We start from the raw sequence: 25512 nt of genomic DNA, 5'->3' as shown, positions 1-25512 counted from the left end.
CATGACCGACCGTCTCAAGACCCTGGCCGACGCCGGCGTCTCCATCTGGCTCGACGACCTGTCCCGTGAGCGCCTGCGGACCGGCAACCTCGAGCAGCTCGTCAAGGAGAAGTCGGTGGTCGGCGTCACGACCAACCCGTCCATCTTCGCCTCCGCCCTCGGCTCCGGCGACGCCTACGACGAGCAGCTGCGCGAGCTGGCCGGCAAGGGCGTCGGCGTCGACGACGCGATCTTCACCATCACCACCGACGACGTCCGCGAGGCCTGCGACGTCCTCGCCCCCGTGTTCTCCGGCGAGCCCGCCGACGGCCGCGTCTCGATCGAGGTCGACCCCGGCATGGCCCGCGACGCGGACGCCACCGAGGCGCAGGCCCAGGCGCTGTGGGCGGCCGTCGACCGGCCCAACGCCATGATCAAGATCCCCGCGACCGAGGAGGGCCTGCCGGCGATCGCGAAGACGATCGGCGCGGGCATCAGCGTCAACGTCACGTTGATCTTCTCCATCGACCGCTACCGCGCGGTCATGGACGCCTACCTCACCGGGCTGGAGTCGGCGAAGGAGGCGGGCAAGGACCTGTCCTCGATCCAGTCCGTCGCGTCGTTCTTCATCTCGCGCGTGGACTCCGAGGTCGACAAGCGCCTCGACGCGGTCGGCACCGACGAGGCCGCCGCGCTCAAGGGGAAGGCGGCGCTGGCCAACGCCCGGCTCGCGTACGCGGCGTACCAGGAGGTCTTCTCCTCCGACCGCTGGCAGGCGCTCGCCGACGCCGGGGCGCACGTGCAGCGTCCGCTGTGGGCGTCCACCGGGGTCAAGAACCCCGACTACCCCGACACCCTCTACGTCACCGACCTCGTCGTCGCCGGCACCGTGAACACGATGCCCGAGAAGACGATGGACGCCTTCGCCGACCACGGCGAGGTGACCGGTGACCAGGTCACCGGCCGCGCCGAGGAGGCCCAGCAGGTCTTCGACGCGCTCGAGGGCGTCGGCCTCGACCTCGCGGACGTGTACGTCGTCCTCGAGAACGAGGGTGTCGACAAGTTCGACGACTCCTGGGCCGAGCTGACCCAGACGGTGAAGGACCAGCTGGAGAAGTCGGCATGAGCCAGGGGGCGGCGCCCGACCAGCCCGTCGACCCCACCACGACGGAGGCCTGGAACCGGCTGCGGACGCTGGCGGACGGCTTCGCCCCCGACCTGCGCGCCTGGTTCGCCGAGGACGACGGCCGCGTCGAGCGGCTGTCGTTCGCGGCGGCCGACCTCCACGTGGACCTGTCGAAGGCGCTGCTCGACGGCGACGTCCTCGACGCGCTGCTCGCCCTGGGTGACGCCGTGGGCGTCGAGGCCCGCCGCGACGCGATGCTCGCCGGCGAGCGGATCAACGTCACCGAGGACCGCGCCGTGCTCCACACGGCCCTGCGGCTCCCGCGGGACGCCCAGCTGGTCGTGGACGGTCAGGACGTCGTCGCCGACGTCCACGAGGTCCTCGACCGGGTCTACGCGTTCGCCACGAAGGTCCGCGACGGCTCCTGGACCGGTGTCACGGGCGAGCGCATCCGCACCGTCGTGAACATCGGCATCGGCGGCTCCGACCTGGGCCCCGTCATGGCCTACGAGGCGCTGGCCCCGTACCGGCAGGAGGGCCTCGAGTGCCGCTTCCTGTCGAACATCGACCCCACCGACGTGGCGCTGACCCTGCAGGGGCTCGACCCGGCGACGACGATGTTCGTGGTGTCCAGCAAGACCTTCGGGACGCTCGAGACGCTGACCAACGCCCGGATGTGCCGGTCGTGGCTCCTGGAGGGCCTGTCGTCGGCGGGCGTGGACGACGCCGAGGCCGTCGCGAAGCACTTCGTCGCCGTCTCGACCGCCCTCGACAAGGTCGCCGACTTCGGCATCGACCCCGACAACGCGTTCGGCTTCTGGGACTGGGTCGGCGGTCGCTACTCCCTCGACTCCGCGATCGGCACCTCCCTCGTCATCGCCGTCGGGCCCGAGCGGTTCGCCGACCTGCTCGCCGGCTTCCACGCCATGGACGAGCACTTCCGCACCGCCCCGCCCGCGGAGAACGTGCCGATGCTGATGGGGCTGCTCAACGTCTGGTACTCCGACTTCCTCGGCGCCCAGACCCACGCCGTCCTCCCCTACTCGCAGCTGCTCCACCGGTTCCCGGCGTACCTGCAGCAGCTGACCATGGAGTCCAACGGCAAGGGCGTCCGCTGGGACGGCTCACCCGTCGTCACCGACACCGGCGAGGTGTTCTGGGGCGAGCCCGGCACCAACGGCCAGCACGCGTTCTACCAGCTGATCCACCAGGGCACGCGGCTGATCCCGGCCGACTTCCTGGCCTTCGCGGAGCCGTCGTACCCGCGTTCGGACGGTGACACCGACGTCCACGAGCTGTTCCTGGCCAACTTCCTCGCCCAGACCCGCGCGCTGGCCTTCGGCAAGACGGCCGACGAGGTCCGGGCCGAGGGGACCGACGAGGCCGTCGTCCCGGCTCGCGTGTTCACCGGCAACCGGCCGACCACCTCGATCATGGCGCCCGCGCTGACGCCGTCCGTGCTGGGGCAGCTGGTGGCGCTCTACGAGCACATCACGTTCACGCAGGGCGTCGTGTGGGGCATCGACTCCTTCGACCAGTGGGGCGTCGAGCTCGGCAAGAAGCTCGCCCTCGAGGTGGGACCCGCCCTCGCCGGCGACGCCGACGCCCTCGCCGCGCAGGACGCCTCGACGCAGGCGCTGATCGCCTACTACCGCGAGCACCGCAGCCGATGAGCGCCGACGACTCCGCACCGACCGTCCGCACCCACCCCGACGCCGACGCGCTGGCGCACAGCGTGGCGGTCGCCCTGGTGCACCGGCTGGCGACCTGGCAGGCCGAGGGCCGCGAGCCCGCCGTCGCCCTCACCGGCGGGACCATCGCGGAACGGATCCACGCCCTGGTGCCGACGCTCGACACGTCGTCGGTGGACTGGACGCGGGTCACGTTCTGGTGGGGCGACGAGCGGTACGTGGCCGCGGACTCCGACGAGCGCAACGACCGGGCGACCGTGCGCGACCTCCTCGAGCCCCTGGGCGTCCCGGCCGCGAACGTCCACCGCATGCCGACCACCGACGACGGCCACGCCGACGTCGACGCGGCGGCGGCGGCCTACGCCGACGAGGTGCGCAGCCAGGGCGGTGGCGGGTTCGACCTCGTCATGCTGGGAGTGGGGCCCGACGGTCACGTCGCCTCGCTGTTCCCCGGTTTCGCGCAGCTCGGGGCCGACGACCTCGCCGTCGGCGTCACGGGTTCCCCGAAGCCACCGCCGGAGCGCGTCACGCTCACCTTCGCCGCGCTCGAGCGCACCGAGGAGGTCTGGTTCCTGGTCAGCGGCGAAGCCAAGGCGGACGCCGTGCGACGCGCCCTGGCCGAGGACGGCACGGTCGACGAGACGCCGGCCCGCGGGGTGAGGGGCGGGGACCGCACGTGGTGGCTGGACGCCGACGCCGCGTCGCTGCTCTAGGCGCCGTCGCGCTGCTGCCCGCCCTCCTGGCGGCGTGCTCGTCGACGCCGGACGGGGCCGAGGAGGTCGAGGTCGGCGGCGGGCCCGCGTTCGTGTGGGGCGACGGCGACCGCACCGTCGTGCTGGCCCACGGGGCGTCGTACGACGCGGCCAGCTGGGCCGAGCAGGCCACGGTGATCGCCGAGGACGGCGCCACCGTCGTCGCGACGGAGGAGATCACGCCCCAGGCGCTCGCCGCGGCGGTCGAGCGGGCACGCACGGACGGGGCGCGCGAGGTGGCCCTGGTCGGCGCGAGCGCGGGCGCGGACGCCGTCCTCGCCCTGTGCGCAGCCGAGGCGGACTGCGCGGACCGGCTGGTCCTGCTGTCCCCGAACGCCGTGGTCGTGCCGCGCGGTGACGTCCCCGGCCTCTACGTCGCCAGCGAGGACGAGGTGGTGGCCGACGTGGCACCGCGGATCGCGGGCGCGGTGGACGGCGCCGACCTGCTTCTCGTGCCCGGCGACGCGCACGCCCAGGGGCTGTTCGACTCGCCCGAGGGCGAGCAGGTCCTGGAGGCGGTCAGGGACCACCTCCAGGACCGGTGACTCAGAAGACGATCTCGCCGGCCTTGCGGCGCGAGCGCAGGGTCGCGATGGCCTCGTCGAGGATGCTCGCGGCCTCCTCGTCGCTGCGACGCTCCTTCACGTAGGCGAGGTGCGTCTTGTACGGCGCGATGCGCGGGGCCTCCGGCGGGTTCTCCGCGTCGAGGCTCGCCGGCAGGCCGCACTTGGGGCAGTCCCAGGTGTCGGGCACCTCGGCCTCGACCGAGAACGCGACCACCGAGCGGTGGTCCTGCGAGCAGTAGTACGTCACGGACTGACGCGGCGCGGCCTCGCCGCGCTCCGCCTCGCCCATCGGGCCCGAGCCGACGCGGCTCCCCCGGATCGCGTTGGCTCCGCTTCCTCCGGCCATGTGTCCCTCCCAGTTCGTGTGTCCGGTTGCGGTGCGTCCCGTCGACGCGACCGCGGTGTACGGCGCCGTCTCCTCCCCAAGGACGACGCCGCGTGATTCGTGCTCAGGCGGCTCCGTAGGCGTACAGCAGTCCGAGCGCCACCACGCAGGCGAACCAGATCATGCCGATCCCGACGGTGAACCTGTCGAGGTTGCGCTCGGCGACGGACGAGCCGCCCAGCGAGCTGGACACCCCGCCTCCGAACATGTCGGAGAGCCCGCCGCCACGCCCCTTGTGCAGGAGCACCATCACGATCAGCAGCAGGCTGGTCAGCATGAGCAGGATCGTCAACACCAGAGTCACGACGAGGACCCTACGTCACGCGGCACGGCTCAGAGCACCGGCATGTCGTAGAACCTGCAGATGCCACCGAACTCGTCGGCCTGCAGGCTGGCGCCGCCGACGAGGCACCCGTCGACGTCGTCCTTGGCCATGATCCCGGCCACGTTGGCCGCCTTGACCGACCCGCCGTACAGCACGCGGACGCCGTCCGCCGCGGCGTCGCCCCACACCTCGCGCACGCGGGCGCGGATCGCGCCGCACACCTCCTGCGCGTCGTCCGGGGTGGCGACCTCGCCGGTCCCGATGGCCCAGACGGGCTCGTAGGCGACGACCAGACCCGCGACCTGCTCGGCCGAGAGCCCGGCGAGCGAGCCGTCGACCTGGGCGAGCGTGTAGGGGACCTGGTCCCCGGCCTGCCGGACGTCGAGGCCCTCGCCGACGCACACGATGGGAGTCATCGACTCCCCGAGCGCCGCCTTCGCCTTGGCGTTGACGAGGGCGTCGTCCTCGTGGTGGTGCTCGCGACGCTCGGAGTGGCCGACCACGACGTAGGAGCAGCCGAGCCGGGCGAGCATGTGCGCGGAGATCTCGCCGGTGCGGGCGCCGGAGGCCTCGGTCGAGACGTCCTGCGCGCCGTACGCGATCTTGAGGCGGTCGCCGTCGACGAGCGTCTGCACCGAGCGGAGGTCGGTGAACGGCGGGACGACCACGACCTCCGCCTTCGCCGGGTCGTGCCGCTTGTCCTGCAGCGTCCACGCGAGCTTCTGCACCAGGTGGACGGCCTCGGCGTGGTCGAGGTTCATCTTCCAGTTGCCCGCCATCAGGGGGGTCCTGCTCACGCGGTGCTCCTCTCCAGGACGGCGACGCCGGGCAGCTCCTTGCCCTCGAGGTACTCGAGGCTCGCCCCGCCACCGGTCGAGATGTGGCCGAAGTCGGTCTCGGCGAACCCGAGCGTGCGCACCGCCGCCGCGGAGTCGCCGCCGCCGACCACCGTCAGGCCGTTGTTCCGGGTGCACTCGACCAGCGCCTGCGCGACGGCGCGGGTGCCGTCGGCGAAGGCGTCGGTCTCGAACACGCCCATCGGGCCGTTCCAGAAGACCGTCCGCGCGTCACGGAGCGCGTCGGCGAACGCGGCCGCCGACTCGGGACCGATGTCGAGGCCCATGGCGTCGTCGTCGATCTCGTCGACCGACACGGTGCTCGGCAGCGGCTCCCGGTCGCCCGACGGGAAGGAGGTGTCGGTGACGACGTCGGTCGGAAGGATCAGCTGCACGCCGAGCTCGTCCGCGCGGCGCAGGTACTCCGCGCAGCGCTCCACCTGGTCGGACTCCAGCAGCGAGGCACCCACCGACTTCCCCTGGGCGGCGAGGAAGGTGAAGACCATCCCCCCGCCGATCAGCAGCCGGTCGGCCTTGCCGAGCAGGTTGTCGATGACGCCCAGCTTGTCGGAGACCTTCGAGCCTCCGAGGACCACGGCGTACGGGCGCTGCGGGTCCTCGGTGAGACGCCGCAGGACGTCGATCTCGGAGGCCACCAGCGCGCCCATCACGCTGGGCAGGTGCAGGGCGACGTCGTACGTGCTGGCCTGCTTGCGGTGCACCACGCCGAACCCGTCCGACACGAACGCGTCGGCGAGCTTGGCGAGCTCGCTGGCGAACGCCGAGCGGACCTCGTCCTGCTTGGAGGTCTCTCCAGCGTTGAAGCGGACGTTCTCCAGCACCGCCACCTCGCCGTCGCCGAGCCCGGCCACGGTCTCGGTCGCGGACTCCCCGACCGTGTCGGTGGCGAAGGCGACCCGCCGCCCCAACAGCTCACCGAGCCGGTCCGCGACGGGCCGCAGCGAGTACGCCGGGTCGGGTTCTCCCTTGGGCCGCCCGAGGTGGGCCACGACGACGACCCGCGCGCCGGCGTCGGCCAGCGCGGAGATCGTCGGGACCGAGGCGCGAACCCGGCCGTCGTCGGTGATGCGGGTGCCGTCCAGCGGGACGTTCAGGTCCGAGCGGACCAGCACCCGCTTGCCGGCGACGTCGCCGAGACCCTCGAGCGGGCCGTCGATGACCGCCACGTCAGAGCGTGGCGCCGACGTGGACGATCAGGTCCGCGAGGCGGTTGGAGTAGCCCCACTCGTTGTCGTACCAGCCGACGACCTTGACCTGGTTGCCGATCACCTTGGTGAGCGGCGCGTCGAAGATGCAGGACGCCGGGTCGGTGACGATGTCGGAGGACACGATCGGGTCGGTCGAGTACTTGAGGATCCTGCCGTCGGCCGCCGCCTTCACGATCTCGTTGACCTCATCGACCGAGGTCTCGCGGGAGGCCTCGAAGGTGAGGTCCGTCGCCGAGCCGGTCGGGACCGGGACGCGCAGCGCGTAGCCGTCGAGCTTGCCCTTCATCTCGGGCAGCACGAGGCCGATGGCCTTCGCGGCGCCGGTCGAGGTGGGGACGACGTTGAGCGCGGCCGCGCGGGCGCGCCGCAGGTCCTTGTGGATGTTGTCCTGGAGGTTCTGGTCGGCGGTGTAGGCGTGCACCGTCGTCATGAGCCCCTGCACGATGCCCAGGCCGTCGTTCAGGGCCTTCGCCATCGGCGCCAGGCAGTTCGTGGTGCAGGACGCGTTCGAGATGACGGAGTGGTTGGCCGGGTCGTAGTCGCCCTCGTTGACGCCCATGACGACGGTGACGTCCTCGTTCTTCGCGGGCGCGGAGATGATGACCTTCTTGGCGCCACCGGCCAGGTGCGCCTTGGCCTTCTCGGCGTCGGTGAAGAAACCGGTGGACTCGACGATCACGTCGGCCCCGACGTCGCCCCACTTCAGGGCGGCGGGGTCGCGCTCGGCGAAGGCCTTGATCTCCTTGCCGCCGACGGTGATCGCGTCGTCGGAGCTCGTCACGTCCTGGCCGAGACGGCCGAGGATGGAGTCGTACTTCAGCAGGTGCGCCAGCGAGGCGTTGTCCGTCAGGTCGTTGACGGCCACGATCTCGATGTCGGCGCCCGACGCCTGGACGGCCCGGAAGAAGTTGCGGCCGATCCGGCCGAAGCCGTTGATGCCTACGCGAACGGTCACTGCGAGTGCTCCTGAAGTCGCTGGGTGTGGCGGACGCCTCGACACTATCGGCCGCCACCGACCTCGCGGAACCGCTGTCCGCCGTACCGTCGAGTAACCGGCCCACCCCCGCCGCGGGCGTTCGCGCGGGTGGTTCCGTGGGCTGGGCCTGCCGGGGTTTCACCAGCCGGCTGGTGATGTGCCGACCTGGCTGACGAAGTTTCGGGGGCCAGGTCCGGGTTTCACCAGCCGGCTGGTGAAACCCCCGCGCGGGAGGACGCGCTCAGGCGTCCTCGGCGAGCATCTCCTCCGTGAGCGAGGCCTCGGTGCCGGGGACGCCGAGCTCCTCGGCGCGCTTGTCGGCCATGGCGAGCAGGCGGCGGATGCGGCCGGCGATGGCGTCCTTGGTGAGGACCGGGTCGTGCAGCTGGCCGAGCTCCTCGAGCGACGCCTGCTTGTGCTCGAGGCGGAGGGTGCCGGCCATGCGGAGGTGGTCGGGGACGTCGTCTCCGAGGATCTCCATCGCGCGCTCGACGCGGGCACCGGCGGCGACGGCGGCGCGGGCGGAGCGGCGGAGGTTGGCGTCGTCGAAGTTGGCGAGACGGTTCGCGGTCGCGCGCACCTCGCGGCGCATGCGGCGCTCCTCCCAGGCCATCAGCGACTCGTGGGCGCCGAGGCGGGTGAGCAGGGCGCCGATGGCGTCGCCGTCACGGATGACGACGCGGTCGACGCCGCGGACCTCGCGCGCCTTCGCGGGGATGCCGAGCCGGCGGGCGACGCCGACGAGGGCGAGGGCGGCCTCGGGTCCGGGGCAGGTGAGCTCGAGGGCGGCGGAGCGGCCGGGCTCGGTGAGCGACCCGTGCGCGAGGAACGCGCCGCGCCACGCGGCGACGGAGTCGCAACCGCCTCCGGACACGACGTGGGGCGGCAGGCCGCGCACGGGGCGACCGCGCTGGTCGAGCAGGCCGGTCTGGCGGGCGAGCGCCTCGCCGTCCTTGGTCACGCGGACGACGTACCGGCTGCCGCGGCGCAGGCCGTTGCCCTGGACCATCGCCACCTCGGAGCTGTGGCCGAACACCTCGGCCACGTCGGTGCGCAGGCGGCGGGCCGCGGCACCCGTGTCGAGCTCGGCCTCGACGACGATCTTGCCCGAGACGATGTGCAGGCCACCGGCGAAGCGGAGCAGCGAGGCGACCTCCGCCTTGCGGCAGCAGGTCTTCGTGATCCGGGTGCTCGACAGCTCCGCCTTGACCTGTGCCGTCATCGCCATGCGGGTGATCCTGCCACGACGGTCAACGACCCTCGCGCGTTGCCTGGTCAGGCCAGGGACCGGACGTGAGAAGCGCGACACGCCGAGCGCCGCGCCTCGTGTCGTTCGGCGCGTCCGACGGTGGCCGGAGGGCTCACGAGAGGTCGGGAGCCGCGCCGGGACCGGTGGTCCGACCGCGTGATCACCGCATCCACCGCGGGGTTGTGGTCCCTCGGTGGGGTGCCGGTGCCGTGTGCACAAGCCGTAACCCCGCGTTACATGGGCCGGCCGGCGCGGCCTCAGGTCGCGAACAGCTCGCCGAGGACGTCGGCGAGGAGCGCGGGGTCGTGGCGGGCCCCGCCGTCGGGGGCGGCGACGTCGGCGAGGACGAGGCGGGCGCCGGCGCCGGCGGCGGCGCGCTCGAGGGCGGCGACGTCGTCCGGGCCGCCGACCCCGGCGCCGTGGGCGACGACGGCGTGGATGGCGAGGTCGGGGGCGTGCTCGAGCAGGGCGGCGAGGTGGTCCTCGGCGGCGAAGCCACCCGTCTCCCCCGCCTGCGGCTCGAGGTTGAGGACGACGACGAGCCGGGCGTCGGTCTTCTCCAGCGCCTGGCGCAGCCCGGGGACCATGAGGTGGGTGATCACCGAGGTGAACCACGAGCCGGGGCCCAGGACGACCCAGTCCGCGGCGAGGATCGCGTGCACGGCCTCGGGGCAGGCCTCGGGCTCGGGCGGGTCCAGGGCGACCGAGACGATCTCGCCGTCCACCGTGGCCACCTCGACCTGGCCGCGGACGGTGCGGGTCGGGGCGTCGGGGGCGGCGCCGACGTCGCGGACGCGGGCGGTGATGTCCATCGGGGTGGTCGCCATCGGGAGCACCCGGCCGCGCGCACCGAGGAGGCGGCCCACCCAGTCGAGGGCCTCCACGTGGTCGCCGAGGCGCTCCCACAGCGACACGATCAGCAGGTTGCCGACGACGTGGCCGTTCATCTCCCCCGCCCCCGCGAACCGGTGCTGGAGGACGTCGGCCCAGGTGCGGCCCCACTCGTCGTCGCCGCACAGCGCGGCGAGCGCCATCCGCAGGTCGCCCGGCGGGAGGACGCCGAACTCGCCCCGCAGGCGACCCGACGAGCCGCCGTTGTCGGCGACCGTCACGACGGCCGTGAGCTCGTCGAGGGTGAGGTCGTCGATGAGCCGGCTGAGCGCGCTCAGCGTCGCGTACAGCCCGTGGCCGCCCCCGAGGGCGACCACCGACTGGGCGAACTGCGTCGAGCCCTCGCCGGGGCGGTCGGCGGCCACGCCTACTCCCGGCCCAGGTCGCGGTGGGTGGCGCGGGCGTCGTAGCCGAGGTCACGCAGCCGCTGCGTGACCTCCTCGGACATCGCCACGCTGCGGTGCTTGCCGCCGGTGCAGCCGATCGCGATGGTCGCGAACCGCTTGCCCTCGCGCAGGTAGCCGGCGGCGACGGTCTCGACGAGGGGGACGTACTGGTCCAGGAACTCCAACGCCCCGGGCCGGCCCATGACGTAGTCGGCGACGTCGCCGTCACGGCCGTTCATCGACCGCAGCTCGGGCACCCAGAAGGGGTTCGGCAGGAACCGCATGTCGGCGACCAGGTCGGCGTCCACGGGGATGCCGTACTTGAAGCCGAAGCTCACCACGGAGATCTTCAGCCGCGTCGTGTCGGGCGTGCCGAACGCCTCGGCCACGCGGTCCGTGAGCTGGTGGACGTTCAGCGTCGTGGTGTCGATGACTAGGTCCGCGTTGCTGCGCACGTCCGCGAGGGCCGTCCGCTCGCGGTGCAGGCCGTCGAGGAGACGTCCGCCGCCCTGCAGCGGGTGCGGGCGCCGAGCGGCCTCCTGCCGCCGGACGAGCACGTCGTCCGAGGCGTCGAGGAACAGCAACGTCGTCCGTCGGCCCGTCGCACCCTGCGCGAGGTTGGCCTGGAGGCTCTCGAAGAACGACCCCGAGCGGACGTCGACGACCACCGCTACCGGCTGGCTGCGACCGGCGCTCTCGTCGACCAGACGGACGACGTCGCGCAGCAGGCTGGGCGGCATGTTGTCGACCACGTAGAAGCCGAGGTCCTCCAGCTCCTTCGCCGCCGTGCTGCGCCCGGCGCCGGTCATGCCGGTGACGACGACCAGCTCGCCGGGGTCGGTGACGGTCGCGCTCATGCGCCGTCCTCGAGGATCTCGCCGGTCGCGGTGTTGACGCTCACGGGAGCATCCTGGCCCGGATCCGGCGCCACCGCCTCCTTGATCGCCGCCGCGGTGCGGGGACCGATGCCCGGGACCTGCGCGATCTCGTCGACCTCCGCGAGTCGGAGCTTGCGCAGCGAGCCGAAGTGCTTGAGCAGCGTCTTGCGCCGCACCTCCCCCAGGCCGGGGACGTCGTCGAGGGCGCTCTCGACCATCGACTTGCTGCGTCGGCCCCGGTGGTGGTTGATCGCGAAGCGGTGCGCCTCGTCGCGGACGCGCTGCAGCAGGTACAGCCCCTCCGAGGAGCGCGGCAGGATCACCGGGTCCTGCTCCGACGGCAGCCACACCTCCTCCAGCCGCTTCGCCAGCCCGCAGACGGGGACGTCGTCGATGCCCAGCTCGGTCAGCGCCCGCTGGGCGGCCGCCACCTGGGGCGGGCCGCCGTCCACGACGACCAGGCCGGGGGCGTAGGCGAACTTGCGGGGCCGGCCCGTCTCGGGGTCGACCAGCATGGGCCCGGAGTCGGTCTGCTGCTCGAGGCTGTTGGACTGCTCGTCGAGCAGCCGCTTGAACCGCCGGGTGATGACCTCGTGCATCGAGGCGACGTCGTTCTGGCCGTCGACGGCACGGATGACGAAGCGGCGGTACTCGCTCTTGCGCGACAGGCCGTCCTCGAAGACGACCATGGAGGCGACGACCTCGGTGCCCTGCAGGTTCGAGACGTCGAAGCACTCGATCCGCAGCGGCGCCTCCTCGAGGTCGAGCGCCTCGGCGATCTCCTCCAGCGCCCGGTTGCGGGTGGTGAGGTCGCTGGCGCGCTTAGTCTTGTGCAGCCCCAGCGCCTGCAGCGCGTTGCGCGCCACGGTCTCCTGCAGCGCCTTCTTGTCGCCGCGCTGCGGCACGCGGATGCCGACGCGCGCGCCGCGGAGCTCGCTCAGCAGCTGCTCGAGGGTCTCGGTCTCCGGCGGCAGGGCCGGGACGAGCACCTCGCGCGGGATCGCGTCGCCGGACTCCCCGGCGTGCATCTGGAGCAGGAAGTTCTCGACCAGCTCGGGCGTGCCGCCCTCCTCCACGCGGTCGGCGACCCAGCCCCGCTGCCCGCGGATGCGGCCGCCGCGGACGTAGAAGATCTGGACGGCGACCTCCAGCGGGTCCTCCGCGAACGCGATGACGTCGGCGTCGGCGCCGTCCCCGAGGACGACGGCCTGCTTCTCCAGCGCCCGCTCCATGGCGCCGAGGTCGTCGCGCAGGCGGGCGGCGCGCTCGTACTCCTGCGCCTCCGACGCCGCCATCATCTCCTTGCGGATGCGGGTCATGAAGGGCTTGCTGCGCCCGCCGATGAAGTCGCAGAAGTCGTCGACGATCGCCCGGTGCTCCTCGGCGGTGACCTTGCCGACGCAGGGGGCCGCGCACTTGTCGATGTAGCCGAGGAGGCAGGGCCGGCCGATCTGCTGGCTGCGCTTGAACACCCCGGCGCTGCAGGAGCGCATCGGGAAGACTCTCAGCAGGACGTCGACGGTCTCGCGGATCGCCCAGGCGTGGCTGTACGGCCCGAAGTAGCGGGTGCCCTTCCGCTTCGCACCGCGGCCGACCATGACGCGGGGGAACTCCTCCCCCGTCGTGACCGCCAGCCACGGGTACGACTTGTCGTCGCGGTACTTGACGTTGAACCGGGGGTCGAACTCCTTGATCCAGGAGTACTCCAGCTGCAGCGCCTCGACCTCGGTGGCGACCACCGTCCACTCGACGCTGGCGGCGGTGGTGACCATCGTCGCGGTGCGCGGGTGGAGGTTCGCGATGTCCTGGAAGTACGACGACAGCCGCGCCCGCAGGCTCTTCGCCTTGCCGACGTAGACGACCCGGCCCTTCGCGTCGCGGAACCGGTAGACACCCGGCTGGGTGGGGATCGAGCCGGGTTCCGGACGGTAGGCCAGCGGCCCCCGCGAGGTCCTCGACGTGCGTCCCGATGCCACCCGCCAAGCCTACGGACCGCCGCCGACGTCCGGTCGGCGGCGGCCCGGGTGGGGCTGCGGGGGGCCGGGGTCGGTCAGCGGCGCGAGGCCAGGTCGTACGTCGCGCAGCCGATCAGCTCGGTGCTGACGGTGAGGCGGTCCATGCTGATGTTCTTCGCGATGGTGTCCTCGGGGCTGTGGTACGGCGGCTCCAGCAGCGCCGGGCTCGACTCGCCGCGCCAGGAGAAGTTGGCGGAGGCGATGCCGACCTCCTGGAACGACTGGTGGTCGCTCGCGCCGCGCTGCGTGACGGGAGAGATCTGCAGGGCGTAGCCGAGCCGCTCCGCGGCGGCGGTGACGCTCTGGGTCGTGGGGTTGGCCTGCCCGTCGAACGACAGCTGCCAGTAGCGGGTGGCCGGCGACCAGCTCGTGCCGACCATGTCGTTCTGGAAGACGCCGCGGATGCGGTCGCGCTCCGGCTGGGCGAGCTGCGCGACGTGGTGGCGCGAGCCGATCAGGCCCTGCTCCTCGGACCCCCACAGCGCGAAGCGGACGCCGGCCTCCAGCTTCCCGAGCTTCGTCAACACCCGGGCGAGCTCGAGGGTCAGGGCGGTGCCGGAGCCGTCGTCGTTCGCACCGGGGGCACCGATCACGGTGTCGTAGTGGGCCGACACGTAGACGAGCGGCGACGTGCCGCCGCGACGCCCGGCGGGTCGCTCGCCGATGACGTTGTGGCTGGTGAGGCCCCGGTGGGCGACCGTCGACAGCTCGAGGCGCAGCGGCCGGACGGCGAGGTCCTCGCGCAGCAGCTGCTTCTGGACCTGCGCCACGCCCAGCACGGGGATGCCGGCGACGGTGGTCGGCGGCGGCACGGAGCCGGTGCCGGGCACGAGGCGCGGGGAGGACGCCTGGGCCCGCCGCGGGAAGGCGAGGTCGGCGGGGAGCAGGACGACGGCGACCGCGCCGCGGGACTCGGCGTCCGCGACGAACGCCGCCCGGGCGGCGACCCGGGCGACGGGGTCCGTGGCGTTCTGGGGGTCGTCGGCGAGGACGACGCGCCCGGTGACGTCGTCGGGCCAGGTCGGCGAGGCAGCCGGGCCGACGTCGACGGCGTCGCCCGCGACGCGGACGTCGAGCGCGGCGTCCGGCGAGGCGCCCGCCTGCCAGCAGACGTCGTCGGGCAGCTGGCCGCGCGGGTCGTCGACCTGCGCGAGGAACTTGTCGGCGACGGCGAACGGCTCGAGGCGTACGGCGAGGCGCTGCCGGTCGAGCTGGGCGGCGACGTACTGCGCGGCGTCGTACTCCGAGCGCGTGCCGCCGATGCGGGGCCCGATGTCCTCCGACAGGGCCCGCAGGTGCCGCAGCAGCTGCTCCGGCCGGACCTCGCGGACGACGCGACGGTCGACCGTGGCCAGGGAGGGGCCGCGGGTGGCGCCGGGGCGGGGGCTGTCGACGGCCCAGGCCGGTCGGCCCGCGGCGACGACCGCGACGGACCCGGCGAGACCGCCGAGGACGGTCCGGCGGGAGAGGGGACCGCCGGACCTGTGGGTCGGCTGGTCGAGAGTGGGCAGGGTGCTGTGAGTGTCCCGAGAAGGCATGCGCGGGACCCTACGCAGCCCCCCGGAGGGCGGCAATGCTCTCGGGGAGAGCGTCAGGCAACCGTGATCTCGTCGTTCTCGACGGTGATCTCCACCGTGGGCAGCGGGTCGGTGGCGGGCCCCGCGGTCGGGGCGCCGTCCTCGAGCGAGAACGAGCTGCCGTGGCAGGCGCAGTCGATGGTCTCGGTGACCTCGGTGACCGTGCAGCCCTGGTGGGTGCACTCCGCACCGAACGCCTTGAAGTCGCCCTCGGTCGGCTGGGTGACCACGACGCCCTGGTCGGCGTAGATCACCCCGCCGCCCACCGGGATGTCGCTGGTCGGCGCCAGCGGGGTGCCGGCGTCGGCGGTCTGCCCGCCGTCGGAGCCGGACTGCGAGCTCGAGTCGGAGCTGCAGGCGGCGAGGAACGGCACGGCGAGGCCCGCGCAGGCCACGCCCCCGATCGCGGAGCGGCGGGAGAGGCAACGGTGGCCGGTGGCCTCGGGCAGGGCGTCGGGGGCAGCGCTCATGACGGCGAGCGTAGCCAGCGGACCCCCGCGCACCCGTCCTCCCGGGCGACTCCTCAGCCAGTCTTCAGGAAGCGGCTACTTCGCCGCCGCCTTCTTGCGCGCCGCCCGCTTGCGGGCCGCGGTGGCGGTGCGGCTGCGCACGGGCAGCTCGTCCTTCGGCGGACGCTTCGCCCGGCTGCGGGTGGCCTCCTTGCCCTCGAGGAGAGGGGCCAGGAAGCGGCCGGTGTGGCTCGCCTCGACGGCCATGACCTCCTCGGGCGTGCCCTCCGCGACGACGGTGCCGCCGCGGGTGCCGCCCTCGGGGCCCATGTCGACCAGCCAGTCGGCGGTCTTGATGACGTCGAGGTTGTGCTCGATGACCAGCACCGTGTTGCCGGCGTCCACCAGGCGGCCGAGGACGAGCAGGAGCTTGCGGATGTCCTCGAAGTGCAGGCCCGTGGTGGGCTCGTCGAGCACGTAGACGGTCCGGCCCGTGGAGCGCTTCTGCAGCTCGGCCGACAGCTTGACGCGCTGCGCCTCGCCGCCGGAGAGCGTGGTCGCCGGCTGCCCGAGGCGGACGTAGCCGAGACCGACCTCCACCAGCGTCTTGAGGTGCCGGTTGATGGCGGGGACGGCCTCGAAGAAGTCGACGGCCTCCTCGATCGGCATCTGCAGGACGTCGGCGATCGTCTTGCCCTTGTAGTGGACCTCGAGCGTCTCGCGGTTGTAGCGGGCGCCGTGGCAGACCTCGCAGGGCACGTAGACGTCCGGGAGGAAGTTCATCTCGATCTTGATCGTGCCGTCGCCGGCGCACGCCTCGCAGCGACCGCCCTTGACGTTGAACGAGAACCGGCCCTGCTGGTAGCCGCGGACCTTGGCCTCCGGGGTGGCGGCGAACAGCTTGCGCACGTGGTCGAAGACCCCGGTGTACGTCGCCGGGTTCGACCGGGGCGTGCGGCCGATGGGCGACTGGTCGACATGGACGACCTTGTCGACGTGCTCGACGCCCGTGATCTTGCGGTGCCGGCCGGGCACGGTCCGGGCGTTGTAGAGCTGCTTGGCCAGCGAGGTGTAGAGGATGTCGTTGACCAGCGTCGACTTGCCGGACCCGGAGACGCCGGTGACGGCGACGAAGAGCCCGAGGGGGAACGTGGCGGTGACGTCGTCCAGGTTGTTCTGCCGGGCACCGTGCACGGTGAGCTCGCGGCCGACGGTGCGCGGGCGCCGTACGGCGGGGATCGGGATCTCTTCGCGGCCGGACAGGTAGCGGCCGGTCAGGGAGTCCGGGTGCTCCAGCAGTCCCTGGACCGAGCCGGAGTGGACGACCTGGCCGCCGTGCTCGCCGGCGCCCGGCCCGACGTCGACGACGTGGTCGGCGACCTTGATGGTGTCCTCGTCGTGCTCGACGACGATGAGCGTGTTGCCCAGGTCGCGCAGGCGGACCAGCGTCTCGATGAGCCGGTGGTTGTCGCGCTGGTGGAGACCGATGGACGGCTCGTCGAGCACGTAGAGGACGCCGACCAGGCCGGCGCCGATCTGCGTGGCGAGCCGGATCCGCTGCGCCTCCCCGCCCGACAGCGAGCCCGAGGGCCGGTCGAGGGTCAGGTAGTCGAGGCCGACGTCCAGCAGGAAGGTCAGGCGCTCGTTGATCTCCTTCAGCACCTGCTCGGCGATCTGGCGCTCACGACCGGTGAGCTCGAGCTCGCGCAGGAAGCCGGCGGCCTCGCTGATCGGCAGGGCGCAGACCGAGGCGATGTCACGGCCGCCGACGGTGACGGCGAGCGAGACCGGCTTGAGGCGGCTGCCGCGACAGGTCGGGCACGGGACCTCCCGCATGAAGCCCTCGAAGCGCTCGCGGCTGGTGTCGGACTCGGCCTCCCGGTGGCGGCGCTCGACGTACTTCGCGACGCCCTCGAACTCCGAGTAGTACGAGCGCTCGCGTCCGTAGCGGTTGCGGTGGCGGACGTGGACCTTCGTCGGGTGCCCGCCCAGGATCGCGGCGTGGGCGCTCCGGGGCAGGTCCTCCCACGGGGTGTCGACGTCGAAGCCGAGCTCGTCGCCGAGCGCCCCGAGCAGACGCAGGAAGTAGTCGGCGACGTGGGCGCCGCTCCACGGCTGGATCGCGCCGTCGGCGAGCGACGCGCCGGGGTCGGGCACGACCAGCTCGGGGTCGATCTCCAGGCGCGTGCCGAGGCCGGTGCAGGCCGGGCAGGCGCCGTACGGTGAGTTGAACGAGAAGGACCGCGGCTCGAGCTCGTCGGTGTCGATGGCGTGGTCGTTGGGGCACGACATCTTCTCGGAGAACCGCATCTCGCGGCCCGGGTCCTTCGCCGGCAGGTCGACGAACTCCAGCAGCACCAGGCCGCCCGCGAGGCGCAGGGCGGTCTCGACCGAGTCGGTGAGGCGCCGCTTGGCGGTCTCCTTGACCGACAGGCGGTCGACGACGACCTCGATCGTGTGCTTCTTCTGCTTGTCCAGCTTGGGCGGGTCGTCCATCGGGTGGGTCTCGCCGTCGACCCGGGCACGGCTGAACCCCTGCGTCTGGAGCTCGCGGAACAGGTCGACGTACTCGCCCTTGCGGCCGCGCACGACCGGCGCGAGCACCTGGAACCGGCGGCCCTCCTCGAGCGCGAGCACGCGGTCGACGATCTGCTGCGGGGTCTGCCGCTCGATCGGCGCGCCGCAGGTCGGGCAGTGCGGGCGCCCGGCGCGGGCGTAGAGCAGCCGGAGGTAGTCGTAGACCTCGGTGATGGTGCCGACCGTCGAGCGCGGGTTGCGCGAGGTCGACTTCTGGTCGATCGACACCGCGGGCGACAGGCCCTCGATGAAGTCGACGTCGGGCTTGTCCATCTGGCCGAGGAACTGGCGGGCGTACGCCGACAGCGACTCGACGTACCGGCGCTGACCCTCCGCGAAGATCGTGTCGAACGCGAGGCTCGACTTGCCCGACCCGGACAGGCCGGTGAAGACGATCAGCGCGTCCCGCGGGAGGTCGACGGAGACGTCCTTGAGGTTGTGCTCGCGGGCGCCGCGGATGATGAGCTGGTCGGCCATGTGGCGGGCGGTCCTTCGGTGCCTGGGTGGGCAGGTCGTCGTGATCGAACAAGTGTTCGTCAGCGCGGCGTGCGGCGCAAGGCGCCGCGCCGTCCGGGGGGAGGTCCGAGCCGCGGGTGATACCACCTTGCCACGCCGACGTAGCAGGTACCCAACGGTGTGGGGAGGATCTCCGGCCCCGCGGGTCGGTGCATCATGACGACCATGCCGAGCGTGGACCTGCTGCCCCTGACCGACTCCACGCGCCGGCTCGTGAGGAGCGTCGACGCCCTCGACGAACCGCTGCTGGCGGCGCCGTCGCTGCTGCCCGGCTGGACCCGCGCCCACGTCGTCGCGCACCTCGCGCTCAACGCCGAGGCCATGGCGCGCGGGGCCGAGGGCGCCCGCACCCAGGAGCCCGTGGCGCTCTACGAGTCCCCCGAGGCCCGGGCGTCCGACATCGACGAGCTGTCCGCGGCGACGTGCACCGAGCTGCGCGAGCGGTTCCTGGCGAGCACCGCCGCGCTGGCCGAGGTCCTCGGGTCCCTGCTCGAGAGCACCCTGCCGGTCGAGGTCGAGTGGTACCCCGGCGGGATGCGTCGGGTCCTCGCCCAGTTCCCCGAGATCCGCCGCGCGGAGGTCGAGGTGCACCACGTCGACCTCGACACCGGGGCCTACGACGCCACCTCCTGGCCCGGTGACTTCCGCGCCTGGCTCATCGACAGCCGCGCCCGCTCGCTGAGCCCCGAGACCGGCGAAGCGTCCGACGTGGTGCCCTTCACCGTGTACGCCGGCGACCTCGACCGGAGCTGGTCGGTCGCGGGCGGCACGGACGCCGATCCCGTCGTCACCGGGTCGTCCGCCGACCTCGCCTGGTGGCTGTCGGGACGGGGTGACGCCTCCGGTCTCGCCTCGGACCACCCCCTCCCTAGGATCGCCGGATGGTGACCTCCCCCGACCCGTCCGGCTACACCGGCTCCGTCTCCCCCGGTGGTGACGCCGACGTCCGCGAGCTCGACGCCCTGCGCATCACCAAGGTCGCCGTCGACCCGCAGATGTCGAACAACTGCTACCTGCTGCGCTGCACCGCCACGGGCGACCAGCTGCTCGTCGACGCCGCCGACGAGGCGACGCGCCTCCTCGACCTCGTCGGCGACGCGGGCCTGACCCGGGTCGTCACGACGCACCAGCACTGGGACCACCACCGCGCCCTCGCCGAGGTCGTCCAGGCCACCGGGGCGGAGGTGCTCGTCGGCGAGCCGGACGCCGAGGAGACCGCCAAGCAGACCGGCGTGACCGTCGACCGGCACCTGCGCGACGGCGACGAGGTCACCGTCGGTGAGGTGACCCTCCGCGTGATCCACCTCGTCGGCCACACCCCCGGCTCCGTCGCGCTCGTGTACGACGACACGACACCGGGCGGCCACCCGCACCTGTTCACCGGCGACAGCCTCTTCCCGGGCGGCCCCGGGAAGACCTGGTCGGCGGAGGACAACGCCTCGCTCCTCGACGACCTCGAGGCCAAGGTGTTCGGCACGCTGCCGGACAGCACCTGGTTCTACCCCGGCCACGGGGACGACTCCACGCTCGGCGCCGAGCGCCCCCACCTCGCGGAGTGGCGCGAGCGCGGGTGGTGACGGCGCCGCCGCGCGCAGCCAGCGGCCTGCTGCTGGTCTGCGCCGCGGGGGTCGTCTGGGGCACCATCGGCCCCGCGGTCGCGATCGTCGGCGACCGGACGTCGCTGTCGGTGCTGATGATGGGCGCCTACCGCTCGGTGGCCGCCGTCCTCGTCATGGTCGCGGTCGTCGCCGTCGGCCGGCACTGGACCACGTGCCGCCGCCTGCTGGCCGAGGCCGGTGGGCGGGCGGTGCTGGTCGGTCTGCTCACGGCGGCCTTCCAGATGCTGTTCTTCGTCGCCGTCCTCGCCACCGGGGTCAGCGTGGCCACGGTGGTCGCGATGGGCATCCCGCCGGTGCTGCTGCTGGTGCTCCACGCCGCCCGCGACCGGCGGCCGCCGTCCGTCCCGCAGCTCCTCACCGTCGCGACCGCGCTGACCGGCCTGCTGCTCGTCACCCTCGTCGGCGGCGGTCACGCCCCCGGCGGCGAGACGACCGTCGCCGGCGTGCTGATCGCGCTGGCGTCGGGGTCCGCCTACGCCCTGTCGGCCGAGTTCGGCGGTCCCCTGACGAAGACGTACGGCGCCGTCCCGACCGCGACCGCGACCCTGTCGGTGGTCTGCGCGGCGCTCGTGCCGCTCGGTGTCGTCGCCGCGCTGGTGCTGGACCAGCCGCTGACCACGTCCGACCCCGTGGCCTGGTCACTGCTCGTCTACCTGGGCGTGGTGACCATGGCGCTGGCCTACGTGCTGCTCTTCGCCGGGCTTCGGACGACGTCCAGCGGCAACGCCGTCCTGGCGACCCTGCTGGAGCCGGTGACCGCCGTCCTCATCGCCGTCGCGTTCCTCGGCGAGGCGCTCACCCTCCCGGGCGTCGTGGGCTCGGCGCTGGTGCTCCTCGCCATCGCCAGTCTCGGGCGGCAGCTGGAGGAGCCGGAGCCGAAGTGACCGGTGCTCGGGCGGCCGGCGCCGCGGCCTAGGCTGGGAGCCATGATCGAGCTCCGCACGCCCGCCCAGATCGAGGAGATGCGTCCCGCGGGTCGCTTCGTGGCCGAGGTGCTCGAGGCCCTGCGCGGGGCGGCCGACGTCGGGGTCAACCTGCTCGAGCTGGACGCCCTCGCCCACCGGATGATCAAGGACCGCGGCGCGGAGTCCTGCTACATCGACTACCACCCCTCCTTCGGCGCCTCGCCGTTCGGGAAGGTGCTGTGCACCTCCGTCAACGACGCCGTCCTCCACGGGCTCCCCCACGACTACGCGCTGAAGGACGGCGACCTGCTCAGCGTCGACTTCGCCGTCGCCGTCGACGGGTGGGTGGCCGACTCCGCCACCAGCGTGGTGGTCGGGACGCCCCGCGACGAGGACCTGCGCCTCATCGACACCTCCGAGCGCGCCCTGGAGGCCGGCATCGCGGCCGCGCGCGCCGGCAACCGCATCGGCGACATCTCCGCCGCGATCGCGCAGGTCGCCCGCGCCGAGGGCCTCAAGATCAACACCCAGTTCGGCGGTCACGGCGTCGGGCGGACCATGCACGGCGACCCGCACGTCCCGAACGACGGGAAGGCCGGCCGCGGCTTCCCGCTGAAGCCCGGCCTCGTCATCGCGATCGAGCCGTGGTTCCTCCACACCACGGACGAGATCTACACCGACGACGACGGCTGGACGCTGCGCAGCGGCGACGGCTCCCGCGGCGCCCACAGCGAGCACACCATCGCCGTGACCGACGGCGACCCGATCGTCCTCACCGACCGGTCGTTCCTGGCGGCGTGACGCCCGAGCTCCCCCCCGCGGAACTGCTGGGTGCAGCCCGCGCCACCACCGGCTTCATGCCGGACGACGAGGGCCTGTTCCTCCACGACTGGGCTAAGCGGGCCCTGGCGGTCGGCCCCGTGCTGGAGATCGGCTCGTGGTGCGGCAAGTCCGCGGTCTACCTCGGCGCCGCGGCGCGCGGGGTCGGCGGCCCGCAGGCCGTCGTCCTGACCCTCGACCACCACCACGGGTCGGAGGAGAACCAGCCCGGCTGGGAGCACCACGACCCGTCCCTGGTCGACCCGCGCACCGGCCGCATCGACACGCTGCCGTTCCTGCGCCGGACCCTCGTCGACACCGGCCTGGAGGACGTCGTCGTGCCGCTCGTCGGCGAGTCGGCGACGGTGGCGGCGATCTGGCGCACCCCGCTCGCGCTGGTGTTCGTCGACGGCGGCCACGGCGACGCCCCGGCCCACGACGACTACACCGGCTGGGCGCCCTGGGTGCGCACGGACGGCCTGCTCGTCATCCACGACGTCTTCCCCGACCCCGCGGACGGCGGCCGCCCGCCGTACGACGTGTGGCGGCGCGCCCTCGCCTCCGGGGACTTCGCCGAGGAGGACGCCCTCGGCTCCATGCGCGTGCTCCGGCGCGTGCGCGGCGACGCGGGCGACCCGGTCACCTAGCGGTGGTCGAGCTCAACCAGCGGTGGTCGCGCAGCAGTGCGGCGTCAGCTCGCCGAAGGGTGGGGCCAGGCCGTCGCCGCGCATGATGCCGGAGCCACCGGTGGCGCGACCGTGGCGGGCGCCGAGGGCGTCCGCGGCGAGGACGACGGCGCCGGCGGTGAAGGTGGTGTGCTCGGGGGGCCAGCGGACGCCGTCGGCGTAGACGAACCCGGTGGCGTAGCGGCCGTCGTCGTCGCGCAGGTGCTGCAGGTCGGCGAAGAGCCGCAGCGCACGGTCGTGCTGCCCCACCGCGTCGAGCGCCATGACGAGCTCGGCGGACTCGGCGCCCGTCACCCACGGGTTCGTGTCGACGCAGCGCACGCCCAGGCCGTCGACGACGAAGTCGTCCCAGCGGGCGTCGAGCAGGGCCACGCCCTCCTCGCCGCGGACGGCGCCGCCGAGGACGGGGTAGTACCAGTCCATCGCAAAGGTGGACTTGTCCGCGAACTCGGCCGGGTGGCGGCGGATCGCGTGGCCCAGGCGGCCGCCGGCGAGCTCCCAGTCCGGCTGCGGCTCCCCCAGCAGCTCGGCGATCGCGACCCCGGCGCGCAGCGCCTGGTAGATGGACGACGACCCGGCCAGCAGGGCGCCGTCCTCGTGCACGTGGGAGGGGGCGCCGTCGGTCCAGCACTCCTGCCACGGGATGCCACCGAAGGGCATCTGGAGGGAGGTCACCCAGTCCAGGCCGGCCCGGACGGCGGGCCAGCAGCGCCGCACGAACGCCTCGTCCCGCTCCACGAGCCAGTGGTGCCAGACGCCGACCGCGAGGTACGCCGAGAAGTTCGCGTCGCCCGCGTCGTCGGTGACGACCCCGTCGACGACCGCGGTGGGCCAGGACCCGTCGTGCCGCTGGAGGCCGAGGACCCAGTCGTACGCCCGGCGGGCCGCGTCCGTGCGGCTACCGACGACGAGGGCCATCGCCGCCTCGACGTGGTTCCACACGTCGACGTGGCGCGCGGGCTCCCACGGGATCGCGCCGTCCCGCTCCTGGGTCCGCTCGATCGAGGCGACGGTCGCGTCGACCAGCGCGGCGTCCAGCACGCCCGGCACCGCGGGGAGGCCCGTCATCCGGCCGGCTTGCGCAGGTAGAGGACGAGGCTCTTGCCGACCAGCGGGTCCAGCACGCGCTCGGCGAGGCGGGTGGCGAGCGGCCGCTTCATGATGTCCCAGACCAGGACCTGGTGGTAGGCGCGCACCAGCGGGTGCCTCTCCTTGCGCACGCCGACGGCGCACTTGATCCACCAGTACGGCGTGTGGAGGCCGTGGACGTGGTCCTTGCCGACGAGCTCCAGGCCGGCGCCGCGCAGCTTCGTCTCGAGCTCGGCGTCGGTGTAGATGCGGATGTGCCCGCCCGGGTTGGAGTGGTACTCCGTCGACAGCGCCCAGCACACGGCCTCGGGCAGCCAGCGCGGCACCGTGACCGCCATGGTGCCACCGGGTCGCAGCACGCGGGCGAGCTCGCTGATCGCGCCCAGGTCGTCGGGGATGTGCTCGAGCACCTCGGCGGCGACGACCCGGTCGAACTCGCCGTCGCCGAACGGCAGCGCGAGGGCGTCGCCCTCCTTGACGTCGGCGGAGGCACCCTCGGGGACCTGCCCCTCCTCACCCATCGCGACGAGCAGCTCCCGGACGTTCTCCAGCTCCTCGACGTCCTGGTCGAGGGCGATCACGTCGCCGCCGCGGCGGTAGGCCTCGAAGGCGTGGCGTCCGGCGCCGCAGCCCATGTCGAGGATCCGCTCCCCCGGCCGCAGGCCGAGCCGGTCGAAGTCCACGGTCAGCACGGCGGTGCCTCCTGCCCCTCATGCTCGCGGCGGTGACGCTCGACCGCCTCGGTGTACGACGCCGCGGTGGCCTCGGCCACCGCGCGCCAGCTGAACCGCTCCCGCGCCCGCGTCCGTCCGGCAGCACCCATGGCGGCGCGGCGGTCGGGGTCGTCGAGCAGCGCGGCCAGCGCCTGCTCCAGCTCGCCCACGTCACCGGGGGTGACGAGGTCGGCGCACACGCCGTCCTCCCCCACCACCTCGGGGATGGCGCCCGCGCGGGACACGACGAGTGGCGTCGCGCAGGCCATGAGCTCGGCGGTGGGCAGCGAGAAGCCCTCGTGCAGCGACGGCACGCAGGCGACCTCGGCCGAGCCCATGACCGCGACGAGCTCGGCGTCGCTGAGGCCGTGGACGAAGGTGACGTGCTCGCCGATGCCGAGCTGCTCGACCAGGCGCTCGGTGACGCCGCCGCGGGCCGGCTTGGCGACGAGCACCAGCGAGACGTCGCGCTCGGTGCGCAGCTTCGCGAACGCCTCGAGGAGGGTGGGGATGCCCTTCAGCGGCGCGTCGGCGCTGGCCATCGCGAGGATCCGCCCGGGCACCCGGGGCGCCGTCGGCGGGACGAACCCGTCGGGGACGCCGAGCGGGACGACGCGCAACCGGTCGGGACGGACGCCGAACTCGCGGACGATGTCGTCGGCCGACGCCCGCGAGACCGTGAGCACGGACGGCGACGCCGCCGCGACGCGCTGCTGCATGCGCAGGAAGCCGTACCAGCGGCGGAGGGTCAGGCGGCGCCGCCAGGACGTCGCGGCGGCCAGGTCGATGCGGCGGTCCAGGGTGATCGGGTGGTGGATCGTGGTGACCACCGGCAGCCCGTCGCCCTCGAGCGCGAGGACGCCGTCCGCGAGCGTCTGGTTGTCGTGGACGACGTCGAAGTCGGCGAGGCGCCCCCGCAGCAGCCGGCGCACCCGCAGGCCGAACGTCCGGGGCTCGCCGAAGCCGGCGGTGCACATCGTCAGGTACTCGAGGACGTCGACGCGGTCGCGGAACTCGCGCAGCGCGGGGCGTCGGAACGGGTCGGGCTCGCGGTAGAGGTCCAGGCTCGGGACCCGGGTCAGGCCCACGCCCGGGTCGAGCACGGGGTAGGGCGGGCCCGAGAACACCTCGACGGAGTGGCCCAGCGCGACGAGCTCGCGGGAGAGGTGACGGACGTAGACGCCCTGGCCGCCGACGTGCTGCTTGCTGCGGTAGGACAGCAACGCGACCCGCATCGACCCCTCCGCCCGGTCCGGTAACTCCCGTTTACACCGACCC

24 protein-coding genes are annotated in these 25512 nt (G+C 73.2%); 9 read left to right on the top strand and 15 right to left on the bottom strand.

Features of this window, described 5'->3' with window-relative positions:
• The first annotated feature begins 1 nt into the window (after nucleotide 1).
• Genes tal through MJ876_RS09400 form a run of 4 tightly spaced genes read left to right on the top strand, consistent with a single transcriptional unit; the run spans nucleotide 2 to nucleotide 4093 of the window.
• Complete coding sequence (gene tal / locus MJ876_RS09415; RefSeq protein WP_240236020.1) at nucleotides 2–1105, top strand: transaldolase; 1104 nt, start codon at nucleotides 2–4, stop codon at nucleotides 1103–1105.
• Entirely contained in the window at nucleotides 1102–2778 is a 1677-nt protein-coding gene (gene pgi, locus MJ876_RS09410) for a glucose-6-phosphate isomerase (protein ID WP_240236019.1), read from the top strand. The genes tal and pgi overlap by 4 nt, the downstream gene beginning before the upstream one ends.
• Nucleotides 2775–3509, top strand: coding sequence for a 6-phosphogluconolactonase (gene pgl / locus MJ876_RS09405; protein ID WP_240236018.1), 735 nt, complete (start codon nucleotides 2775–2777; stop codon nucleotides 3507–3509). Before pgi ends, pgl begins: the two co-directional genes overlap by 4 nt.
• The gene (locus MJ876_RS09400; protein WP_240236017.1) at nucleotides 3476–4093 is read left to right on the top strand and encodes an alpha/beta hydrolase; all 618 of its coding nucleotides are present in this window, start codon (nucleotides 3476–3478) and stop codon (nucleotides 4091–4093) included. The genes pgl and MJ876_RS09400 overlap by 34 nt, the downstream gene beginning before the upstream one ends.
• A gap of 1 nt (nucleotide 4094) precedes the next feature.
• Here MJ876_RS09400 and MJ876_RS09395 read toward each other — a convergent pair whose 3' ends face one another.
• The 12 genes from MJ876_RS09395 to uvrA form a co-directional block, all read right to left on the bottom strand.
• A complete protein-coding gene (locus MJ876_RS09395) occupies nucleotides 4095–4460 on the bottom strand; it encodes an RNA polymerase-binding protein RbpA (RefSeq protein WP_240236016.1) in 366 nt (121 codons plus the stop codon).
• A gap of 103 nt (nucleotides 4461–4563) precedes the next feature.
• Nucleotides 4564–4803 carry a preprotein translocase subunit SecG gene (secG, locus tag MJ876_RS09390; RefSeq protein WP_240236015.1) on the bottom strand — a complete coding sequence of 80 codons (240 nt, stop codon included), beginning with the start codon at nucleotides 4801–4803 and terminating at the stop codon, nucleotides 4564–4566.
• Nucleotides 4804–4832: 29 nt separating this feature from the next.
• Nucleotides 4833–5603 carry a triose-phosphate isomerase gene (tpiA, locus tag MJ876_RS09385; protein WP_240236074.1) on the bottom strand — a complete coding sequence of 257 codons (771 nt, stop codon included), beginning with the start codon at nucleotides 5601–5603 and terminating at the stop codon, nucleotides 4833–4835.
• Between the two features lie 14 nt (nucleotides 5604–5617).
• A complete protein-coding gene (pgk, locus tag MJ876_RS09380; RefSeq protein ID WP_308192583.1) occupies nucleotides 5618–6847 on the bottom strand; it encodes a phosphoglycerate kinase in 1230 nt (409 codons plus the stop codon).
• 1 nt (nucleotide 6848) lies between these two features.
• A complete protein-coding gene (gene gap, locus MJ876_RS09375) occupies nucleotides 6849–7844 on the bottom strand; it encodes a type I glyceraldehyde-3-phosphate dehydrogenase (protein ID WP_240236014.1) in 996 nt (331 codons plus the stop codon).
• A 262-nt stretch (nucleotides 7845–8106) separates the two neighbouring features.
• Entirely contained in the window at nucleotides 8107–9093 is a 987-nt protein-coding gene (gene whiA / locus MJ876_RS09370; protein WP_240236013.1) for a DNA-binding protein WhiA, read from the bottom strand.
• A gap of 278 nt (nucleotides 9094–9371) precedes the next feature.
• Nucleotides 9372–10370 carry a uridine diphosphate-N-acetylglucosamine-binding protein YvcK gene (yvcK, locus tag MJ876_RS09365; protein ID WP_240236012.1) on the bottom strand — a complete coding sequence of 333 codons (999 nt, stop codon included), beginning with the start codon at nucleotides 10368–10370 and terminating at the stop codon, nucleotides 9372–9374.
• A 2-nt stretch (nucleotides 10371–10372) separates the two neighbouring features.
• Nucleotides 10373–11248, bottom strand: coding sequence for an RNase adapter RapZ (rapZ, locus tag MJ876_RS09360; protein WP_240236011.1), 876 nt, complete (start codon nucleotides 11246–11248; stop codon nucleotides 10373–10375).
• Complete coding sequence (uvrC, locus tag MJ876_RS09355; RefSeq protein ID WP_240236010.1) at nucleotides 11245–13245, bottom strand: excinuclease ABC subunit UvrC; 2001 nt, start codon at nucleotides 13243–13245, stop codon at nucleotides 11245–11247. Before uvrC ends, rapZ begins: the two co-directional genes overlap by 4 nt.
• A gap of 74 nt (nucleotides 13246–13319) precedes the next feature.
• A complete protein-coding gene (locus MJ876_RS09350) occupies nucleotides 13320–14822 on the bottom strand; it encodes a M20/M25/M40 family metallo-hydrolase (protein WP_240236009.1) in 1503 nt (500 codons plus the stop codon).
• 53 nt (nucleotides 14823–14875) lie between these two features.
• Nucleotides 14876–15331: a Rieske (2Fe-2S) protein gene (locus tag MJ876_RS09345; RefSeq protein ID WP_240236008.1), complete on the bottom strand. Its 456-nt coding sequence runs from the start codon at nucleotides 15329–15331 to the stop codon at nucleotides 14876–14878.
• Nucleotides 15332–15406: 75 nt separating this feature from the next.
• On the bottom strand, nucleotides 15407–18364 hold the full coding sequence (gene uvrA / locus MJ876_RS09340) for an excinuclease ABC subunit UvrA (RefSeq protein ID WP_240236007.1): 2958 nt from the start codon (nucleotides 18362–18364) through the stop codon (nucleotides 15407–15409).
• A gap of 204 nt (nucleotides 18365–18568) precedes the next feature.
• Between uvrA and MJ876_RS09335 the strand changes: the two genes are divergently transcribed.
• Genes MJ876_RS09335 through MJ876_RS09315 form a run of 5 tightly spaced genes read left to right on the top strand, consistent with a single transcriptional unit; the run spans nucleotide 18569 to nucleotide 22393 of the window.
• Nucleotides 18569–19291, top strand: coding sequence for a maleylpyruvate isomerase family mycothiol-dependent enzyme (locus MJ876_RS09335; protein ID WP_240236006.1), 723 nt, complete (start codon nucleotides 18569–18571; stop codon nucleotides 19289–19291).
• A complete protein-coding gene (locus MJ876_RS09330) occupies nucleotides 19285–19980 on the top strand; it encodes an MBL fold metallo-hydrolase (protein ID WP_240236005.1) in 696 nt (231 codons plus the stop codon). Before MJ876_RS09335 ends, MJ876_RS09330 begins: the two co-directional genes overlap by 7 nt.
• Nucleotides 19977–20906 (top strand): DMT family transporter, encoded by a 930-nt coding sequence (locus MJ876_RS09325; protein WP_240236004.1) that lies wholly within the window; start codon nucleotides 19977–19979, stop codon nucleotides 20904–20906. The genes MJ876_RS09330 and MJ876_RS09325 overlap by 4 nt, the downstream gene beginning before the upstream one ends.
• Before the next feature lie 42 nt (nucleotides 20907–20948).
• Complete coding sequence (map, locus tag MJ876_RS09320) at nucleotides 20949–21728, top strand: type I methionyl aminopeptidase (RefSeq protein WP_240236003.1); 780 nt, start codon at nucleotides 20949–20951, stop codon at nucleotides 21726–21728.
• A complete protein-coding gene (locus MJ876_RS09315) occupies nucleotides 21725–22393 on the top strand; it encodes a class I SAM-dependent methyltransferase (protein ID WP_240236002.1) in 669 nt (222 codons plus the stop codon). The genes map and MJ876_RS09315 overlap by 4 nt, the downstream gene beginning before the upstream one ends.
• Before the next feature lie 12 nt (nucleotides 22394–22405).
• On the opposite strand, the gene MJ876_RS09310 is transcribed toward MJ876_RS09315, so the two are convergent.
• The 3 genes from MJ876_RS09310 to MJ876_RS09300 are packed head-to-tail and all read right to left on the bottom strand — an operon-like array spanning nucleotide 22406 to nucleotide 25469.
• Nucleotides 22406–23500 (bottom strand): prenyltransferase, encoded by a 1095-nt coding sequence (locus MJ876_RS09310; protein WP_240236001.1) that lies wholly within the window; start codon nucleotides 23498–23500, stop codon nucleotides 22406–22408.
• Nucleotides 23497–24213 (bottom strand): methyltransferase domain-containing protein, encoded by a 717-nt coding sequence (locus MJ876_RS09305; protein ID WP_240236000.1) that lies wholly within the window; start codon nucleotides 24211–24213, stop codon nucleotides 23497–23499. Before MJ876_RS09305 ends, MJ876_RS09310 begins: the two co-directional genes overlap by 4 nt.
• On the bottom strand, nucleotides 24207–25469 hold the full coding sequence (locus tag MJ876_RS09300) for a glycosyltransferase family 4 protein (protein ID WP_240235999.1): 1263 nt from the start codon (nucleotides 25467–25469) through the stop codon (nucleotides 24207–24209). Before MJ876_RS09300 ends, MJ876_RS09305 begins: the two co-directional genes overlap by 7 nt.
• Nucleotides 25470–25512: the final 43 nt, after the last annotated feature.

Source organism: Nocardioides sp. CFH 31398 (genome assembly GCF_022436705.1).
Classification (GTDB): domain Bacteria; phylum Actinomycetota; class Actinomycetes; order Propionibacteriales; family Nocardioidaceae; genus Nocardioides.
Note: the sequence above shows the minus strand (reverse complement) of the source record. Positions and strands in the feature narration are given on the sequence as shown.

Excerpts from the sequence above, each read along its gene's own strand:
- map (WP_240236003.1), top strand. The coding sequence starts at position 20,949 with ATGATCGAGCTCCGCACGCCCGCCCAGATCGAGGAGATGCGTCCCGCG.
- whiA (WP_240236013.1), bottom strand. The coding sequence starts at position 9,093 with ATGGCGATGACGGCACAGGTCAAGGCGGAGCTGTCGAGCACCCGGATC.
- tpiA (WP_240236074.1), bottom strand. The coding sequence starts at position 5,603 with ATGGCGGGCAACTGGAAGATGAACCTCGACCACGCCGAGGCCGTCCAC.
- MJ876_RS09335 (WP_240236006.1), top strand. The coding sequence starts at position 18,569 with ATGCCGAGCGTGGACCTGCTGCCCCTGACCGACTCCACGCGCCGGCTC.
- MJ876_RS09300 (WP_240235999.1), bottom strand. The coding sequence starts at position 25,469 with ATGCGGGTCGCGTTGCTGTCCTACCGCAGCAAGCAGCACGTCGGCGGC.
- MJ876_RS09310 (WP_240236001.1), bottom strand. The coding sequence starts at position 23,500 with ATGACGGGCCTCCCCGCGGTGCCGGGCGTGCTGGACGCCGCGCTGGTC.
- uvrA (WP_240236007.1), bottom strand. The coding sequence starts at position 18,364 with ATGGCCGACCAGCTCATCATCCGCGGCGCCCGCGAGCACAACCTCAAG.
- MJ876_RS09350 (WP_240236009.1), bottom strand. The coding sequence starts at position 14,822 with ATGCCTTCTCGGGACACTCACAGCACCCTGCCCACTCTCGACCAGCCG.
- MJ876_RS09345 (WP_240236008.1), bottom strand. The coding sequence starts at position 15,331 with ATGAGCGCTGCCCCCGACGCCCTGCCCGAGGCCACCGGCCACCGTTGC.
- MJ876_RS09395 (WP_240236016.1), bottom strand. The coding sequence starts at position 4,460 with ATGGCCGGAGGAAGCGGAGCCAACGCGATCCGGGGGAGCCGCGTCGGC.
- MJ876_RS09330 (WP_240236005.1), top strand. The coding sequence starts at position 19,285 with ATGGTGACCTCCCCCGACCCGTCCGGCTACACCGGCTCCGTCTCCCCC.
- pgi (WP_240236019.1), top strand. The coding sequence starts at position 1,102 with ATGAGCCAGGGGGCGGCGCCCGACCAGCCCGTCGACCCCACCACGACG.
- pgl (WP_240236018.1), top strand. The coding sequence starts at position 2,775 with ATGAGCGCCGACGACTCCGCACCGACCGTCCGCACCCACCCCGACGCC.
- rapZ (WP_240236011.1), bottom strand. The coding sequence starts at position 11,248 with ATGAGCGCGACCGTCACCGACCCCGGCGAGCTGGTCGTCGTCACCGGC.
- tal (WP_240236020.1), top strand. The coding sequence starts at position 2 with ATGACCGACCGTCTCAAGACCCTGGCCGACGCCGGCGTCTCCATCTGG.